Here is a 16,110-nt window from a genome sequence, read left to right on the forward strand (position 1 = left end):
CAACCCGTGAGCCGCCGCGTTCCCCAGGGGAAACACCCGGTGAAGCCTCGTGGCCTTCGCCCGGCGCCCGCCTCCGTGGGCGAACGTTGTCAGTGCCCGCAGGTAGATTCGTTCGAGGCCGGTGTGCCGACCGCATTCGGCGCACGACGGCCGTCACCGACGATTGCAGGAGTGATTCGCGTGGATCGTGTCGCGCTGCGCGGCCTCAAGGCCCGCGGGCACCACGGCGTCTTCCAGAAGGAACGCGAGGAGGGCCAGACCTTCATCGTGGATCTGACGCTGGGCCTGGACACCCGGCCGGCCGCGGCCGACGACGACCTGGCGAAGACCGTGCACTACGGCATCGTCGCGGAAGAGGTCGTCGCCGTGGTCGAGGGCGAGCCCGTCGATCTCATCGAGACGCTCGCCGAGCGCATCGCCCAGACGTGTCTCAAGCACGACGGGGTCCAGGAGGTCGAGGTCTGCGTCCACAAACCGGACGCGCCGATCACCGTCCCCTTCGACGACGTGACCGTCACCATCATCCGGAGCCGAGTATGACCGCGTCCTTCACCGAGGGTCAGAGCGACCCGACCGTCCAGCCGGTGCCCGCCTCCGTGGTCGAGCAGGTGGACGCCGCGGACACGACCCTGTCCAACCCCAGGCGCGCGGTGATCTCCCTCGGTTCGAACCTGGGCAACCGCCTGGAGACGCTCCAGGGCGCCATCGACGCCCTGGAGGACACCCCGGGCGTCCGGGTCAAAGCCGTCTCCCCCGTCTACGAGACGGAGCCGTGGGGCGTCGACCCGGGCAGCCAGCCGTCGTACTTCAACGCGGTCGTGGTCCTCAGGACCACCCTCCCCCCGTCCTCGCTCCTGGAGCGGGCACACGCGGTCGAGGAGGCCTTCCACCGCGTACGGGACGAGCGCTGGGGCCCGCGCACGATCGACGTGGACATCGTCGCCTACGCCGATGTCGTCTCCGACGACCCGGTGCTGACCCTCCCTCACCCGCGCGCCCACGAGCGGGCCTTCGTGCTCGCCCCCTGGCACGACGTGGACCCCGAGGCACAGCTCCCCGGCCGCGGCGCCGTCGCCCAGCTCCTCGCCGCCGTCACCCGGGACGGGGTCGCGGCCCGCCCCGACCTGGAACTCCGGCTGCCCGAGTAGTCGTTAAGGTCAAGACGACCACACGCCGGGCGGCCCGACACAGGCCCCGGCCACAGGCGGGCTACCGAAGGGGCATCGTGAAAGAGCTGCGCATCAGGACACTGGCCGCCGTGTTCGTGGTGGCCGGAGTGCTGTCCTGGGCGGGCGCCCGCCTGTGGGCCGCGGTGGGCACACTGCCCCGGGTCCCGCTGGCCGCCCCCATCGTCCTGGCCCTGATCGCGATCGTCCTTCTCGCGACGGCACTCTCGCTGCGCGCCCGCCTCAAGGCCCAGCGCGAGCGCCGCCCCGGTGCCAAGGGCGTCGATCCGCTGATGGCCGCCCGCGCGGTCGTCTTCGGCCAGGCGAGCGCCCTGGTGGCCGCCCTGGTGGCGGGCATGTACGGCGGCACCGGCGTGTTCCTCCTGGAATCCCTGGAGGTCCCAGCCCGCCGCGACCAGGCCATCTACGCCGGCCTCTCCGTCGTCGCCGGAATCGGCGTGATAGCGGCGGCCTTCTTCCTTGAGCGCGTCTGCAAGCTCCCGGAGGACGACGACGAGCACCACGGCGGCGTCGCTCCGGTGGCCTAGGAGCCCCGACAGCAGGCCCGCGTCCGTGGGCCTGCCCGGCGTCCGTCGCGGCTAGCGGGCCATGATGAGGCTCATCGCCTCGTTGCGCGTCGCGGCGTCCCGGAGCTGTCCGCGCACCGCCGACGTGATGGTCTTCGCGCCCGGCTTGCGGATGCCGCGCATGGACATGCACATGTGCTCGCACTCGACGACCACGATCACACCGCGCGGCTCCAGGATCTCCATCAGGGAGTCGGCGATCTGTGTCGTCAGCCGTTCCTGCACCTGGGGGCGCCGGGCGTAGACGTCGACCAGGCGGGCCAGCTTGGACAGGCCGGTGATCTTGCCGCTGGTGGCCGGGATGTAGCCCACGTGCGCGACCCCCCTGAACGGCACCAGATGGTGTTCACAGGTGCTGAAGACTTCGATGTCCTTCACCAGGACCATCTCGTCGTGTCCGAGGTCGAACGTCGTCGTCAGCACGTCCTCCGGCTGCTGCCACAGGCCCGCGAATATCTCCTTGTACGCCCGCGCCACCCGCCCCGGCGTCTCCCTCAGGCCCTCGCGGTCCGGGTCCTCGCCGACAGCGATCAGGAGCTCCCGTACGGCGTTCTCGGCACGCTTCTCGTCGAACTCTCCGATCACTCCCTCGCCGTCCAGCGTCACGGGGTCGGTCATCTGGTCCTCGTTCCTGTGGATCCTGCGCGTGCCTCGACGCGTCCAAAAGGTGCGGGCACACGAAAATGCCGCGCCCCCCAGGCTAGAACCTGGGGGGCACGGCATCCATTCCGGGCCTGGTGAGGCCGCCGGGAGCCGAACGATGTCAGCTCTCGGAGCGGTCCTCCGGGGCCGCCTCCGCCGCCGGGACGGACCCCGTCGCGGTGGCGATGGCCGCCGCCGAGCCGTTCGCGCCGTTCGTCAGTGACAGCTCCTTGGGGGAGAGCACCGGCGGGCGGGTGGACGGCGTGCGACGGGAGGAGCCGGTCCACGCGGGGCGGGCCGGGCGCTTCACGATGGGAGCGAAGACCTCGGCGATCTGCTCCTTGCTCAGCGTCTCCTTCTCCAGCAGCTGGAGCACCAGCGCGTCGAGGACGTCACGGTTCTCGACCAGGATTTCCCAGGCCTCGTTGTGCGCGTTCTCGATGAGCTTCTTGACCTCTTCGTCGACGAGCGCGGCGACCTCTTCCGAGTAGTCGCGCGGGTGCGACATCTCCCGGCCCAGGAAGGGCTCGGTGTTGTCGCCGCCGAACTTGATCGCGCCCAGACGCTCGGTCATGCCGTACTGCGTGACCATCGCGCGAGCGGTGGCCGTGGCCTTCTCGATGTCGTTCGCGGCGCCGGTGGTCGGGTCGTGGAAGACAAGCTCCTCGGCCGCGCGCCCGCCCAGCATGTATGCCAGCTGGTCGAGCATTTCGTTGCGGGTCGTGGAGTACCTGTCCTCGTCCGGCAGGACCATCGTGTAGCCGAGGGCACGGCCGCGCGAGAGGATCGTGATCTTGTGGACCGGGTCGGAGTTCGGGGAAGCCGCCGCGACCAGGGCGTGGCCGCCCTCGTGGTACGCGGTGATCTTCTTCTCCTTGTCCGACATGATCCGGGTCCGCTTCTGCGGGCCCGCGACCACGCGGTCGATCGCCTCGTCCAGCATGTTGTTGTCGATCAGCTTCCCGTTGGCGCGCGCGGTGAGCAGCGCCGCTTCGTTCAGCACGTTCGACAGGTCGGCACCCGTGAAGCCGGGGGTCCGACGCGCCACCGCGGACAGGTCGACGTCCGGAGCGACCGGCTTGCCCTTCTGGTGGACCTTGAGGATCTCCAGACGGCCCTGCATGTCCGGGCGGTCGACCGCGATCTGGCGGTCGAAGCGGCCGGGGCGCAGGAGGGCCGGGTCGAGGATGTCGGGCCGGTTGGTGGCGGCGATCAGGATGACGCCGCCCTTCACGTCGAAGCCGTCCATCTCGACGAGCAGCTGGTTGAGGGTCTGCTCGCGCTCGTCGTGACCACCGCCGAGGCCGGCGCCGCGATGGCGGCCGACCGCGTCGATCTCGTCGACGAAGACGATCGCCGGAGCGTTCGCCTTGGCCTGCTCGAACAGGTCACGGACTCGGGAGGCACCGACACCGACGAACATCTCGACGAAGTCGGAACCGGAGATGGAGTAGAAGGGAACGCCGGCCTCACCCGCGACGGCGCGTGCGAGCAGCGTCTTGCCCGTACCAGGAGGCCCGTAGAGCAGGACGCCCTTGGGGATCTTCGCTCCGACGGCCTGGAACTTCGCCGGCTCCTGGAGGAACTCCTTGATCTCGTGGAGCTCTTCGACAGCCTCGTCCGAGCCCGCGACGTCCGCGAACGTCGTCTTCGGGGTGTCCTTGGTGATGAGCTTCGCCTTGGACTTCCCGAAGTTCATGACCCGGGAGCCGCCGCCCTGCATCTGATTCATCAGGAACAGGAAGACGACGACGATGAGGACGAAGGGAAGCAGAGACAGCAGGATGCCCACGAAGGGGTTCTGCTTGGACGGAGAGACGGTGTAGCCGTCCGGGATCTGCTTGTTCTCGAATTTGTTCTGGAGTGTGCTGGCCAGGGACACGCCCTGGTCGCCGATGTAGCTCGCCTGGATCTTCGAGCTGCCGTCAACCTTCTCGCCGTCCTTCAGCGAGACCTTGATGACCTGCTCGTCGCCAGTGGTGATCTTGGCTGACTCGACCTGGTTGTCGTTGATCGCCTGGACGACCTGGCCGGTGTCCACCGTCTTGTAGCCGCCGGACGAACCGACGACCTGCATCAACACGACCACGGCGAGGACGGCCAGCACGATCCACATGACCGGCCCACGGAAGTATCGCTTCACGTCCATCCATACGGAGCGGAGCCGCCCCGTCCCTCCTGCCATAGTGAGTTTGATAAAGACTGTTCTTCGGACGGTACCCCAGCATTGTCACCCGAAGCCGCAGGGGACTGCTGGCAATCCCGTCCACGCATGCTCCAACGGCGCGAGACCCGCTGGGGTTCCCGAACGTCGTGGAAGAGCTGAGCCGCCCTCAGAAAGGGGGCGCTCAGCCGCCGTAGACGTGAGGCGCGAGCGTACCGACGAACGGCAGGTTGCGGTACTTCTCGGCGTAGTCCAGGCCGTACCCGATGACGAACTCGTTCGGGATGTCGAAGCCGACCCACTCCACGTCGATCGCGACCTTGGCCGCGTCCGGCTTGCGCAGCAGCGTGCACACCTTGAGCGAGGCGGGCTCACGGGAGCCGAGGTTGGAGATCAGCCAGGAGAGGGTCAGTCCTGAGTCGATGATGTCCTCGACGATCAGGACGTGCTTGCCCTTGATGTCGGTGTCGAGGTCCTTGAGAATCCGCACCACGCCGGAGGACTGGGTGCCCGCGCCGTACGACGACACGGCCATCCAGTCCATGGTGACGGGGGTGGACAGCGCACGCGCGAGGTCCGCCATGACCATCACGGCGCCCTTGAGCACTCCGACGATCAGCAGGTCCTTGCCCGCGTACTCCGCGTCGATCTTCGCGGCCAGCTCGACCAGCTTCGCGTCGATCTCTTCCTTGGTGATGAGCACCGACTTGAGGTCGGTGCCCATGTCTTTCGCGTCCACCCGCATCACTTTCGGTCGTCCGTCCCACTTTTTTGGGCTCGTTCACCTACGGGGCGCCGGTGTTGGCGGCGGTCCCCTTCGGCTCACCCGCGCACGGCCGCTCGGACCGCCCGCGACCCGAGTGAAGGGGTCCCGGGGAGCCGCGTGAGCAGCCCCGGTGCAGGGTCCGGTTTCAGCCTTGCCGAATCACCAGTCTGCCACCCTGGCGCTGAGCGACGACTTTGCCCGGGAGATTGATGGCCCCCTGACCGCGCCATCCGGTGATCAGCCGGTCGATTTCCTCGATGTGGCGGGCGAACAGCGAACCGGCCGGAGCGCCCGCCTCGATGGCCGCGCGGCGCAGGATCCGGCGGCGTACGGCGGGCGGCAGGGCGTAGAGCTTGGCGCACTCCAGGAGGCCGGCGGCGTCGCGGACGGACGCCTCCGCCTGACTGGCCCACGCATCGAGGGCGTCGGCATCGTCCCGGGAGAGCTGGGCCGTACGGGCGAGTGCCTCGACGACTCCCTTGCCGAGCGCCTTCTCGAGGGCGGGCAGGCCCTCGTGGCGGAGCCGGGAGCGGGTGTAGGCCGGATCGGCGTTGTGCGGGTCGTCCCAGACGGGCAGCGACTGGACCATGCACGCCTTGCGGGCGGTCTGCCGGTCCAGGTGCAGGAAGGGGCGGCGGTAGCGGCCGTCGGCCCCCGAGACCGCGGCCATTCCGGACAGGGAGCGGATGCCGGAGCCGCGGGCGAGGCCGAGCAGGACCGTCTCCGCCTGGTCGTCGCGGGTGTGGCCGAGGAGGATCGCGGTGGCGCCATGGTGCTCGGCGGCGGAGTCCAGTGCGGCGTACCGGGCGTCGCGGGCGGCGGCCTCGGGGCCTCCGTCGCGGCCGACGGTGACGGCGATGGACTCGGCCGGGGCGAGCCCCAGCTCGGTGAGGCGCAGCACGACTTCGTCGGCGCGCAGGTCGGAGCCGGGCTGCAGACCGTGATCGACGGTGATGCCACCGGCGCGGATGCCGAGTTTGGGGGCTTCGAAGGCGAGGGCGGAGGCGAGCGCCATGGAGTCGGCGCCGCCGGAGCACGCGACGAGCACGAGTGGCGCGGGGGGCGCCTCTCCGCCCGGTCGCGGCAGGGAGCTCGTGGGATGCCCGTCGTTTGCGGCCCGGGCGGGCGCGGGCATGCTGCGTCGTGTTCCGGGCGCGGGTACGCGCTCCGCGTCGGGCGCGCAGGGGCGCGCGGCACCGCGTGCGGGCGTACGCCGGGTGTCGGGGGTGGGCGGTTGCTCGGTCAGGATGTCGTGGAGTACGCGGCGGACCGCCAGGCGTATCGCCGCGACCGCAGGATGGGGACCCATGTCCGGTTCCCTTCATGAAGTTTTCGGGGGGTTAGCCCGGGATCGGTCACTCAGAGTGTGTCGATGGTGACAGAACCGGGGCGTTCCCCGAGCATTGCACGCCTACCCATGCCCCACGGTCCCTCGGACGGGTGATTGGAGGGGCGTTTGCCTGCCATCGGCCGGATTCCTTTCACGACCGTCCCGTAGGGTTCACGACTCCGCCTTGCGGTGCACCCGCGCGACCCAGTCCGCCGGTTTGGCGATCTCCGTCTTGGTCGGGAGGGTGTTCGGAGAGGTCCACACACGGTTGAAGCCGTCCATGCCGACCTCGTCGACGACCGCCCGCACGAACCGCTCGCCGTCCCGGTACTGCCTGAGTTTGGCGTCCAGGCCGAGCAGCTTGCGCAGGGCGAGGTCCAGCCGGGAGGCGCCCCTGGCGCGGCGCTGCTGGAACTTCTCGCGGATCTCGGCGACGGAGGGGACCACGGCGGGTCCGACGCCGTCCATCACGAAGTCGGCGTGTCCCTCCAGGAGGGACATGACGGCGGTGAGCCTGCCGAGGATCTCCCGCTGAGCGGGCGTCTGGACGATTTCCACGAGGGAACGGCCGCCGTCGTCCTCCTCGGTGTCGGGGCGGGAGCCGGCGAGCGACTGGGCGGCTTCCCGGATGCGTTCCAGGACGGTCATGGGGTCGACTTCGGTCTCCCCCAAGAAAGACTGGATTTCGCCCTCCAGGTGGTCGCGCAGCCAGGGCACGGCCGTGAACTGGGTGCGATGCGTCTCCTCGTGGAGGCACACCCACAGGCGGAAGTCGTGGGGCTGGACGTCGAGTTCGCGCTCCACGTGCACGATGTTCGGGGCGACCAGCAGAAGCCTGCCGCCGCCGTTGCCCGAGCCGGTGGGGCCTCCGGCGGGGAGGTCCCGGGTCGCGGGGGCGAACGTCTCGTACTGCCCGAGGACCCTCGACGACAGGAACGACAGCAGCATGCCCAGCTCGACGCCGGTGACCTTGCCGCCGACGGCGCCGAGGACGGCTCCGCCCGGGGAGCCGCCGCGCCGTTCCTGCATCTTGTCCAGAAGGGGCTTGAGGATCTCCCGGAACCCGGCGACGTTCGCCCGTACCCAGCCGGGGCGGTCGACGACGAGGACGGGGGTGTCGTGCACGATGTCGTCACCCATACGGGTAAAGCCCCGGACGTGTTCCTCCGAGGCCTTGGCGTGCCGGCGCAGCTCCGCGACGATGGCGCGGGCCTCGTCGCGGCTCACCTCGGGACCCGGCCGCACGAGTCGGGTCGCGGTCGCCACCGCGAGATTCCAGTCGACCATCCCAGTAGATGCAGCACCACCGATGCTCGTCATGCGTCAACCGTACGTGAGCGGGTCCGGCTGCGGTTAGGGGTACGGCGCCGTATGCCCCCGGGCGCGGGGCCGGTGGTGCTCCTGGTGCTCGCGGGTCGGGCGGGTCGCACTTTCCCGGCGTGCGGCTACCGGCAGCCGCACGCCGCCAGTGCCGTCGCCGTGTGGTCCAACGCCGCCCGCGCCTCCAGGGGGTTCGGGGGGTGGGCCGCGTCGGAGGTCAGGAAGGCGAAGGCCAGGAGCCGGCCGTCCTTGTCGACGACGGTGCCGGCGAGGGTGTTGACGCCGGTCAGGGTGCCGGTCTTGGCGCGGACGACGCCGGTGGCGGTGGGGGCGTCGGCGTACCGGGTGCTGAGGGTGCCGGTGAAGCCGGCGACGGGCAGACCGGTGAGGACCGAACGGAGTTCGGGGTGGGCCGGGTCTCCGGCCTTGGCCAGCAGGGCGGCGAGCAGGTCGGCGGAGAGCTTGTCGGCACGGTTCAGACCGCTGCCGTCCGCGAACTGCGCACCGGACAGCGGGAGTCCCAGCTTCTTCAGCTGGGCACGGATCGCCTTCGCGTCGCCTTCGAAGCTGGGTTCCTCGCCGGTGGCGATGGCCACCTGGCGGGCCAGTGCCTCCGCGATGTCGTTGTCGCTGTTGGTCAGCATCCGCTCGACCAGGGCGGACAGCGGCGGCGAGGAGACGGAGGCGAGGGCCTGCGAGCGGCTCGTCGCCTTCGAGGGGCCGGGCGATGTCGTCCTGATGCCGACGTCGTGCAGCAGGTCCGCGAACTTCCGCGCGGCGTCCGCCGCCGGGTCCGGGGCGCGCCCGGCCGTCCCGCTGGTCGTGTCGTCCTGGCGGCCCTCGTCGACCATCAGGGCGGTGACCCTCGCGATGTTCTCGTTGAACCCGATGGGGTGAAGGTCGGGGCCGCTGTACAGCGAGGTGTCGTAGGAGAGCGTCACGTGGTCCATGTGACGGGCCTTCAGGGCGGTGGCCGTCTTCTCGGCGAGGGTGCGCAGGTCCGCCCAGCCGTCGGCGGGCTTGCGGGCGGTCAGCGTCGGGTCGCCGCCGCCGACGAGCACGAGCTCCTTGGTGTCGGGTTCGAGGACCGTACGCGTCCGGATGCGGTGGTCGGGGCCCGGTGCCGCGAGGGCGGCGACGGCCGTGGCGATCTTCGTGGTGGAGGCGGGTGTCTGGACCTCTTCGGCGCCCTTGCCGTAGAGCCGCTTGCCGGTCGCCACGTCGACCACGACGGCGGTGCGCAGCGAGCCGAGGGCGGGGTTGTCCAGGAGCGGGTCGAGGACGTCCTTGAGGGCCTTCTCGGCGGGCGCGGGCACGGCGCCCGTGGAGCCGCCGAGTCCGGCCAGGACGGAGGCGGCGCTGGGGGCGGGACGGGGTGACGTTCGGGGCGTACCGGATGTACGTGCGTGATCTGTGCCACCCTCCGGCTCCCGCGATGCGGCCCAGTCGCGCTCGGCCGTACGCTGACCGGTGGAGTCCCAGGGACCGGCCGCGGTCACCGCCCCGGCCGCGAGGGCCAGGCCCACGGTGGCGGCGACGGCCGTGAGCTGCGGTGTCGTGAACCGAACGGCACGCGGCCGCATGGCTCGGGTGACCCGCGCCACACGCGGTCTCACCGTCCGCGCGACCCGCACCACATGCGGTCTCGCGGCCCGCCAAGCCCTCAGCTCTGGCACGACCACCAGCCCCTTTCGCGATCACCCACCTGCGTGAGGGACACTTAACCACCAGAACTATGTGCTGATCATGGAGGAGCCACCGGTGGAGTTCGACGTCACGATCGAGATTCCGAAGGGTTCACGGAACAAGTACGAGGTGGACCACGAGACCGGTCGGATCCGTCTGGACCGTCGACTCTTCACCTCGACCAGCTACCCGGCCGACTACGGCTTCGTCGAGAACACCCTCGGCGAGGACGGCGACCCGCTGGACGCCCTGGTCATCCTGGACGAGCCGACCTTCCCGGGTTGCCTCATCCAGTGCCGCACGATCGGCATGTTCCGTATGACGGACGAGGCCGGCGGCGACGACAAGCTGCTGTGCGTCCCGGCGCACGACCCGCGTGTGGAGCACCTGCGCGACATCCACCACGTGTCGGAGTTCGACCGCCTGGAGATCCAGCACTTCTTCGAGGTCTACAAGGACCTGGAGCCGGGCAAGTCCGTCGAGGGCGCCAACTGGGTCGGCCGCACCGAGGCCGAGGCCGAGATCGAGCGTTCCTACAAGCGCCTCAAGGATCAGGGCGGTCACTGACCTCCCCCCTCGGGTGGTCAATGACCTCCCCCGCTTCCGAACGGGCCGCGTGATCCCCCTGGGGGTCGCGCGGCCCGTTCGTGTGTCCGTACGCATACTGAGGCATACGGAAGGCAAGTAGAAGAACCACACGGACGTGAAAGGCGAGGCTGGAGTTGGTGGCGGACCCGGAAGCGGAAGACCGCAAGCCGCAGTCGGACGAGGCGAGGAGTGCTTTCAGCCCGCCCGCCGGTGTGGCGGCGCCGGGACCGGCGGTGGCCGACGAGGAGTCGTCGACGACGTCGGAGTTCGCGCTCCCCGTCGGCCTCGACGCCCCGCAGCCGCCCGGGCCGGAGCAGGAGGGCTCGGCGTTCAGCACCCCGCGCACCTACAGCGCCCGGCAGGCGCCGCCCGCCTTCACGCCGGCGACCGGTATCCCTCTCGTCAGCCTGACCAAGGACGCGCCGTGGCAGGACCGGATGCGCACGATGCTGCGCATGCCCGTGACCGAGCGGCCCGCGCCCGAACCGGTACACAAGGAGGACGAGTCGGGGCCCGCCGTCCCGCGCGTGCTCGACCTGACCCTGCGCATCGGCGAGCTGCTGCTCGCGGGCGGTGAGGGCGCCGAGGACGTGGAGACGGCGATGTTCGCCGTCTGCCGCTCCTACGGGCTGGACCGCTGCGAGCCGACCGTCACCTTCACCCTGCTGTCGATCTCGCACCAGCCGTCCCTGGTGGACGACCCGGTGACGGCGTCACGGACCGTGCGCCGCCGGGGCACCGACTACACGCGCCTGGGGGCCGTCTACCGGCTCGTCGACGACCTGAGCGACCCGGAGACCACGATCTCCCTGGAGGAGGCCTACGGGCGCCTCGCGGAGATCCGGCGCAACCGGCACCCGTATCCCGGCTGGGTGCTGACCGCCTCCGGCGGGCTGCTCGCCGGCGCGGCCTCCGTCCTCGTCGGCGGCGACGCGATCGTGTTCGTCGCCGCGGCGCTCGGCGCGATGCTGGGCGACCGGCTCGCGTGGCTCTGCGCGGGGCGCGGGCTGCCGGAGTTCTACCAGTTCACGGTGGCCGCCATGCCGCCCGCCGCGATAGGGGTCGCGCTCACGCTGGCGCACGTCGACGTGAACGCCTCCGCGGTGATCACCGGTGGGCTCTTCGCGCTGCTGCCGGGGCGGGCACTCGTCGCGGGGGTGCAGGACGGGCTGACCGGCTTCTACATCACCGCGTCCGCGCGGCTGCTCGAAGTCATGTACTTCTTCGTGGGGATCGTCTCCGGCGTCCTGATGGTGCTCTATTTCGGCGTGAAGCTGGGTACGCAGCTCAACCCGGACGCGGGGCTGAGCCTCTCCGAGCGGCCGGTGCTCCAGATCGCCGCTTCCATGCTGCTGTCGCTCACCTTCGCGATCCTGCTCCAGCAGGAACGGTCGACCGTCCTCGCGGTGACCCTCAACGGCGGCGTGGCCTGGTCGGTGTACGGGGCGATGCACTACGCGGGCGGCATCTCGCCGGTGGCCTCCACGGCCGTCGCCGCGGGCCTGGTGGGTCTCTTCGGACAGCTGCTCTCGCGCTACCGGTTCGCCTCCGCGCTGCCGTACACGACGGCCGCGATCGGGCCCCTGCTGCCCGGTTCGGCGACCTACTTCGGTCTGCTGTCGATCGCCCAGAACGAGGTCGACAAGGGCCTGGTGTCGCTCACCAAGGCGGCGGCCCTCGCCATGGCCATCGCGATCGGCGTGAACCTGGGTTCGGAGATCTCGCGGCTGTTCCTGCGCCTGCCGGGCGGCTCCACCGGCGGGCGGCGGGCCGCCAAGCGGACACGCGGGTTCTGAGGACCGGTTGCCTGAGGGCGGGGCCTCAGTTCTGCGCGGGGCCCTGGCCGTAGCGGTACTGCTCCGAGCCGTACGGCTGCTGCGGGTGGCCCTGGGGGTGCTGCTGGGGCGGGTAGGTCCGGCCCTGGTCGTAGCCCTGCTGGTAACCCTGGTCGTCGTACTGCTGGTCGAAGCCGTAGCCCTGGTCCGAGCCGTACGGCTGCTGGTACGGCTCCTGCTGCTGCTGCGGGTAGCCGTGGCCCTGGCCCTGGTGGCCCTGGCCCTGGTGGTTGCCCTGGTGGCCCTGGCCCTGGTGGTTGCCCGGATGGCCGTAGCCCTGGCCCTGGTTCCCGTACGCGTCGTGCCCCTGGTTCCCGTACGACCCGTCGTGGTCCTGATGGCCGTACGACTGGCCGTGGCCCTGGTAGCCGTACGACGGGTCCTGGCCCTCCTGGACCGGCGGCACGCGCAGCGGCCTGGTCGCGTCGTCCATGACGGGTGCGGCGGGGCGGGTGCGGCCGGCCGCGGGCTGGGCCGCGACGGACTCCTGGGGCGGGTTCTTCTTGGCCTGGGAACGGGCGCGCAGGAACTCGATGATGATCGGGACCACCGAGACGAGGACGATCAGGATCAGGATCGCCTCGATGTTCTTGTTCACGAAGTCGATCCCGCCGAGCCAGGAACCGAGCAGCGTGACGCCCGCGCCCCACAGGACGCCGCCGATGATGTTGAAGATGAGGAAGGGCCGGTACTTCATGCCGCTGACGCCGGCGATGATCGGCGTGAACGTGCGCACGATGGGCACGAAGCGGGCCAGCACCAGGGACTTGGGCCCGTACTTCTCGAAGAACTCGTGGGCCTTGACCACGTTCTCCTGCTTGAACAGGCGGGAGTTCGGGCGGGTGAAGAGCGAGGGCCCGACCTTCTTGCCGAAGAGGTAGCCCGCCTGGTCGCCGAGGATCGCGGCGAGGCAGATCAGCGGGATCGCCGCCCACAGCGGGAAGTCCATGGTGCCGGCGGTGATCAGCAGACCGCAGGTGAACAGCAGCGAGTCGCCCGGCAGGAAGAAGCCGATGAGCAGGCCGGACTCGGCGAAGACGATGAGCAGCAGGCCCCAGATGCCGAAGTTGTCCAGGAGCGTGTTCGGATCCAGCCAGCTGGGACCGAGGGCAAGCGTCGTCACGGTTCCGGGCTCCTGAGGGGTGAAGGGAGGTACGGCGGGTCCTGTACGGCCGACCAAAGCTATCAACGCAATGCGTCCACGCCAGGTTCCACCCGTGACTCCAGGATGCACTGTGCGGCGACTGGGACAAAGCTGTGAGCCATGGGCATCGATGAATACGGCGGCGGCCAGGGTCCCCACTCGGACGTCCTGGTCGTGACGACGAACGACGTACCCGGCCATCGCGTCGAGCAGGTCATCGGAGAGGTCTTCGGCCTCACCGTGCGCTCGCGCCATCTGGGCAGCCAGATCGGCGCGGGTCTGAAGTCGATGATCGGCGGTGAGCTCAAGGGGCTCACCAAGACACTGGTGGAGACCCGCAACCAGGCCATGGAGCGGCTCGTGGAGCAGGCACGCGCGCGAGGCGCCAACGGCGTGCTCATGTTCCGCTTCGACGTGTCGGAGGCGGCGGACGTGGGCACGGAGGTGTGCGCCTACGGCACGGCCGTGGTCCTGGTGAAGGAGTAACGACAACGGGTAAGGGGCGCCCGCAATGGCGGACGCCCCTTACCGGCGCCGACGGCACCTGCCCCGCGCGGGCGGCGGGGCGGCACCTGCCTGGGTGAGCAGCGGGGCGGCACCCCGGGGAGAGCGGCACGCGGCACCTGCCTGGGTGAGCGGCGCTCGACCGGGCCGGCAGCCCGTCGCCACGGACGCGTCCCGGGTCAGGCTTCCCGGGGGTGCCGGGCGGCGTTCGCCGTGATCGCGTCCCTCAGGTGCTCGGCCAGCCCCGGCCGCATGGAGTCGTAGAACTCCTTGAACCGCTCGTCGGCGACGTACATGCCGCCGAGCCCCTGGTGGATCTCGTAGGTGCACGTGTAGAACCACCGGGTGATGTGCAGCCGGTGCTCCTCGGCCAGGTCCATGGCCCGCTCGCCGTCCGGCAGCTCGCCGGCCTCCATCAGTGCGTCGTACCGCTCTCCCCAGGAGGCCACCTCGGCCTGCATGCGCTTCCAGTCGTCCTTGGTGTAGCGGGCGGCGCGGCGCTGCGACTCGGCGTACGTCTCCGTGCCGCCCCAGCGGCGCTCGGCCTCCTCCGCGTGCGCCTCCGGGTCCTTGTCCCCGAAGACCTCGAACTTCTCCTCGGGCGTGAGGTTGATGCCCATCGTGCGTGCCTCCATGGCGTGCTCCACGGCCGCGGCCATCTTCTGCAGCTTCTCGATCCGGGCGGTCAGCAGGTCGTGCTGGCGGCGCAGGTGCGCGCGCGGGTCCGCTTCCGGGTCGTCGAGCAGGGCGGCGACCTCGTCGAGCGGGAAGCCGAGTTCTCGGTAGAACAGGATCTGCTGCAGCCGGTCGAGGTCGGCGTCGTTGTAGCGCCGGTGACCCGCATGGCTGCGTTCGCCGGGCGCGAGGAGACCGATCTCGTCGTAGTGGTGCAGGGTGCGCACCGTGACTCCGGCGAACCCGGCGACCTGGCCCACTGAGTAGCTCACTTCCGCTCCTTCCTCGGTACGCCCTTCACGATGAGGCCTGACGTGACGTGAGGCGCAAGCCCGTAATTCCGGGGTCCGGCGCGGACGCTCGGGATGTTATGTCCGTTTCGCGCGCTTAGGGTGAGCCCGTGACCGACGACGCGACTCCCCCGGGGCCGGCCCTCGCCCGGGCGACGCCCGCACGGACCCTGCTGCCGCTGTTTCTCCCGGCCGTGGTCGTCGGCGCGGTCGCGAGCCTCCTCTACGTGGGCGTGAGCAAGCTCGCCGACCAGCTCAAGGACGTGTTGTGGACGGACCTGCCGGACGCGCTCGGCATCGGCGGGTACTCCTCCCTCTGGATGATCGTCATGCTCACCAGCACCGGCATCCTGGTCGGTCTGGTGGTGTGGAAGGCGCCGGGGCACGCGGGACCCGACCCGGCCACCCTGGGGCTCCAGGCGGAGCCGATGGCGCCCTTCATCCTGCCCGGGCTGCTGGTGGCGACCGCGCTGATGCTGGCGGGCGGCCCGAGCCTCGGCCCCGAGAACCCGATCATCGCCGTCAACGTCGCGCTGGCGTTCTGGGCGGGCCGCAGGTTCGCGCCCGCGGCACCCGGCGCGCTGTGGGTGACGCTGGCCGAGGCGGGGACGATCGGCGCCCTGTTCGGTACACCGGTCGCGGCGGCGCTGGTCATCTCCGAGGCGCTCGCCGGACGGCAGATGAAGGGCCTGCTGTGGGACAACCTCTTCGCGCCGCTGACCGCGGCCGCGGTGGGCTCGATCACCACGTCGCTGATCGGCCATCCGAGCTTCGACCTGGATCTGCCCCCGCTCGGTGATCCCGGCTGGGCCGATGTGCTGGCCGCGCTGGTGATCGCCTCCGCCGCGGCGGTGCTCGGCATGGCCGCGGTCTACCTCTTCCCCTACGCCCACAAGGTCTTCTCGCTCCTGCGCCACCCCATGGTCGCCCTGCCCGTCGGCGGGCTCGTCCTCGGTCTGCTGGGTTGCCTGGGCGGCCCGCTGACGCTGTTCAAGGGCCTGGACCAGGTCGCCGAGATCGCCAAGAACCCGGACGGCTATTCGGCGGGCCGGTACGCGCTGATGGCCGTCGTGAAGCTGGCCGCGCTGGTCGTCGCGGCGTCCTGCGGGTTCCGGGGCGGCCGGATCTTCCCCGCCGTCTTCGCCGGTGCCGCGTTCGGCCTGTGCGCCCACGCGCTCGTGCCCTCGGTCCCGGCCTCACTCGGCCTGGCCGCGGGGGTGCTGGGCACGCTCCTCGCGATCACGCGGCAGGGCTGGGTCAGCCTCTTCACGGCCGCCGTCCTGGTGTCCTCGCCCACGATCATCGCCCTGCTCTGCATGGCCTCGCTGCCGGCCTGGCTGCTGGTGACCGGACGTCCGCAGATGCAGCTGCACGAGGACGGAAGCCCGATCCGATGAACCTCCGGAGAACCGC

Annotated in this window: 15 protein-coding genes; 7 read left to right on the top strand and 8 right to left on the bottom strand. The window is 70.5% G+C overall.

Features of this window, described 5'->3' with window-relative positions; all coding sequences use genetic code 11:
- Window positions 1-180: 180 nt before the first annotated feature.
- The 3 genes from folB to ACFWBT_RS02030 all read left to right on the top strand — a co-directional run bounded on the left by folB (window position 181) and on the right by ACFWBT_RS02030 (window position 1,714).
- On the top strand, window positions 181-540 hold the full coding sequence (folB, locus tag ACFWBT_RS02020; RefSeq protein ID WP_037625942.1) for a dihydroneopterin aldolase: 360 nt from the start codon (window positions 181-183) through the stop codon (window positions 538-540).
- The gene (gene folK, locus ACFWBT_RS02025) at window positions 537-1,148 is read left to right on the top strand and encodes a 2-amino-4-hydroxy-6-hydroxymethyldihydropteridine diphosphokinase (RefSeq protein ID WP_385694653.1); all 612 of its coding nucleotides are present in this window, start codon (window positions 537-539) and stop codon (window positions 1,146-1,148) included. Before folB ends, folK begins: the two co-directional genes overlap by 4 nt.
- Window positions 1,149-1,225: 77 nt before the next feature.
- A complete protein-coding gene (locus ACFWBT_RS02030) occupies window positions 1,226-1,714 on the top strand; it encodes a DUF3180 domain-containing protein (protein ID WP_266761223.1) in 489 nt (162 codons plus the stop codon).
- Between the two features lie 51 nt (window positions 1,715-1,765).
- On the opposite strand, the gene folE is transcribed toward ACFWBT_RS02030, so the two are convergent.
- The 6 genes from folE to dacB form a co-directional block, all read right to left on the bottom strand.
- The gene (gene folE, locus ACFWBT_RS02035; RefSeq protein WP_266761221.1) at window positions 1,766-2,371 is read right to left on the bottom strand and encodes a GTP cyclohydrolase I FolE; all 606 of its coding nucleotides are present in this window, start codon (window positions 2,369-2,371) and stop codon (window positions 1,766-1,768) included.
- A 145-nt stretch (window positions 2,372-2,516) separates the two neighbouring features.
- Window positions 2,517-4,544, bottom strand: a complete 2,028-nt coding sequence (ftsH, locus tag ACFWBT_RS02040) for an ATP-dependent zinc metalloprotease FtsH (RefSeq protein WP_385694657.1) — start codon at window positions 4,542-4,544, stop codon at window positions 2,517-2,519.
- A gap of 199 nt (window positions 4,545-4,743) precedes the next feature.
- Window positions 4,744-5,304, bottom strand: a complete 561-nt coding sequence (gene hpt, locus ACFWBT_RS02045) for a hypoxanthine phosphoribosyltransferase (RefSeq protein WP_261704688.1) — start codon at window positions 5,302-5,304, stop codon at window positions 4,744-4,746.
- 166 nt (window positions 5,305-5,470) lie between these two features.
- The gene (gene tilS / locus ACFWBT_RS02050) at window positions 5,471-6,634 is read right to left on the bottom strand and encodes a tRNA lysidine(34) synthetase TilS (protein WP_385694661.1); all 1,164 of its coding nucleotides are present in this window, start codon (window positions 6,632-6,634) and stop codon (window positions 5,471-5,473) included.
- 192 nt (window positions 6,635-6,826) lie between these two features.
- The gene (locus tag ACFWBT_RS02055) at window positions 6,827-7,975 is read right to left on the bottom strand and encodes a zinc-dependent metalloprotease (RefSeq protein WP_385694664.1); all 1,149 of its coding nucleotides are present in this window, start codon (window positions 7,973-7,975) and stop codon (window positions 6,827-6,829) included.
- A gap of 125 nt (window positions 7,976-8,100) precedes the next feature.
- Window positions 8,101-9,657 carry a D-alanyl-D-alanine carboxypeptidase/D-alanyl-D-alanine-endopeptidase gene (gene dacB / locus ACFWBT_RS02060; protein ID WP_385694666.1) on the bottom strand — a complete coding sequence of 519 codons (1,557 nt, stop codon included), beginning with the start codon at window positions 9,655-9,657 and terminating at the stop codon, window positions 8,101-8,103.
- A gap of 79 nt (window positions 9,658-9,736) precedes the next feature.
- Here dacB and ACFWBT_RS02065 point away from each other — a divergent pair, with 79 nt between their 5' ends.
- Together ACFWBT_RS02065 and ACFWBT_RS02070 are read left to right on the top strand one after the other, a co-directional pair.
- Window positions 9,737-10,228, top strand: coding sequence for an inorganic diphosphatase (locus tag ACFWBT_RS02065; protein ID WP_266761211.1), 492 nt, complete (start codon window positions 9,737-9,739; stop codon window positions 10,226-10,228).
- A 158-nt stretch (window positions 10,229-10,386) separates the two neighbouring features.
- Window positions 10,387-12,045 carry a threonine/serine exporter family protein gene (locus ACFWBT_RS02070; protein ID WP_385694669.1) on the top strand — a complete coding sequence of 553 codons (1,659 nt, stop codon included), beginning with the start codon at window positions 10,387-10,389 and terminating at the stop codon, window positions 12,043-12,045.
- 25 nt (window positions 12,046-12,070) lie between these two features.
- Here the strand turns inward: ACFWBT_RS02070 and ACFWBT_RS02075 are convergent, their stop codons facing one another.
- Window positions 12,071-13,207, bottom strand: coding sequence for a DedA family protein (locus ACFWBT_RS02075; protein WP_385694672.1), 1,137 nt, complete (start codon window positions 13,205-13,207; stop codon window positions 12,071-12,073).
- Between the two features lie 141 nt (window positions 13,208-13,348).
- Between ACFWBT_RS02075 and ACFWBT_RS02080 the strand changes: the two genes are divergently transcribed.
- Window positions 13,349-13,714 carry a YbjQ family protein gene (locus tag ACFWBT_RS02080; RefSeq protein ID WP_385694675.1) on the top strand — a complete coding sequence of 122 codons (366 nt, stop codon included), beginning with the start codon at window positions 13,349-13,351 and terminating at the stop codon, window positions 13,712-13,714.
- A 197-nt stretch (window positions 13,715-13,911) separates the two neighbouring features.
- Here the strand turns inward: ACFWBT_RS02080 and ACFWBT_RS02085 are convergent, their stop codons facing one another.
- Window positions 13,912-14,679 carry a MerR family transcriptional regulator gene (locus tag ACFWBT_RS02085; protein WP_385694677.1) on the bottom strand — a complete coding sequence of 256 codons (768 nt, stop codon included), beginning with the start codon at window positions 14,677-14,679 and terminating at the stop codon, window positions 13,912-13,914.
- Between the two features lie 128 nt (window positions 14,680-14,807).
- Here ACFWBT_RS02085 and ACFWBT_RS02090 point away from each other — a divergent pair, with 128 nt between their 5' ends.
- Window positions 14,808-16,094: an ion channel protein gene (locus ACFWBT_RS02090; RefSeq protein WP_385694680.1), complete on the top strand. Its 1,287-nt coding sequence runs from the start codon at window positions 14,808-14,810 to the stop codon at window positions 16,092-16,094.
- Window positions 16,095-16,110: the final 16 nt, after the last annotated feature.

Origin of the sequence: Streptomyces sp. NPDC060027, from assembly GCF_042737005.1 — a bacterium.
In the GTDB taxonomy this organism is placed as follows: Bacteria; Actinomycetota; Actinomycetes; order Streptomycetales; family Streptomycetaceae; genus Streptomyces.

Coding starts and splice junctions, on each gene's coding strand:
- folE (WP_266761221.1), bottom strand. CDS start 2,371: ATGACCGACCCCGTGACGCTGGACGGCGAGGGAGTGATCGGAGAGTTC.
- folK (WP_385694653.1), top strand. CDS start 537: ATGACCGCGTCCTTCACCGAGGGTCAGAGCGACCCGACCGTCCAGCCG.
- ACFWBT_RS02055 (WP_385694664.1), bottom strand. CDS start 7,975: ATGACGAGCATCGGTGGTGCTGCATCTACTGGGATGGTCGACTGGAAT.
- tilS (WP_385694661.1), bottom strand. CDS start 6,634: ATGGGTCCCCATCCTGCGGTCGCGGCGATACGCCTGGCGGTCCGCCGC.
- ACFWBT_RS02080 (WP_385694675.1), top strand. CDS start 13,349: ATGGGCATCGATGAATACGGCGGCGGCCAGGGTCCCCACTCGGACGTC.
- hpt (WP_261704688.1), bottom strand. CDS start 5,304: ATGCGGGTGGACGCGAAAGACATGGGCACCGACCTCAAGTCGGTGCTC.
- ftsH (WP_385694657.1), bottom strand. CDS start 4,544: ATGGACGTGAAGCGATACTTCCGTGGGCCGGTCATGTGGATCGTGCTG.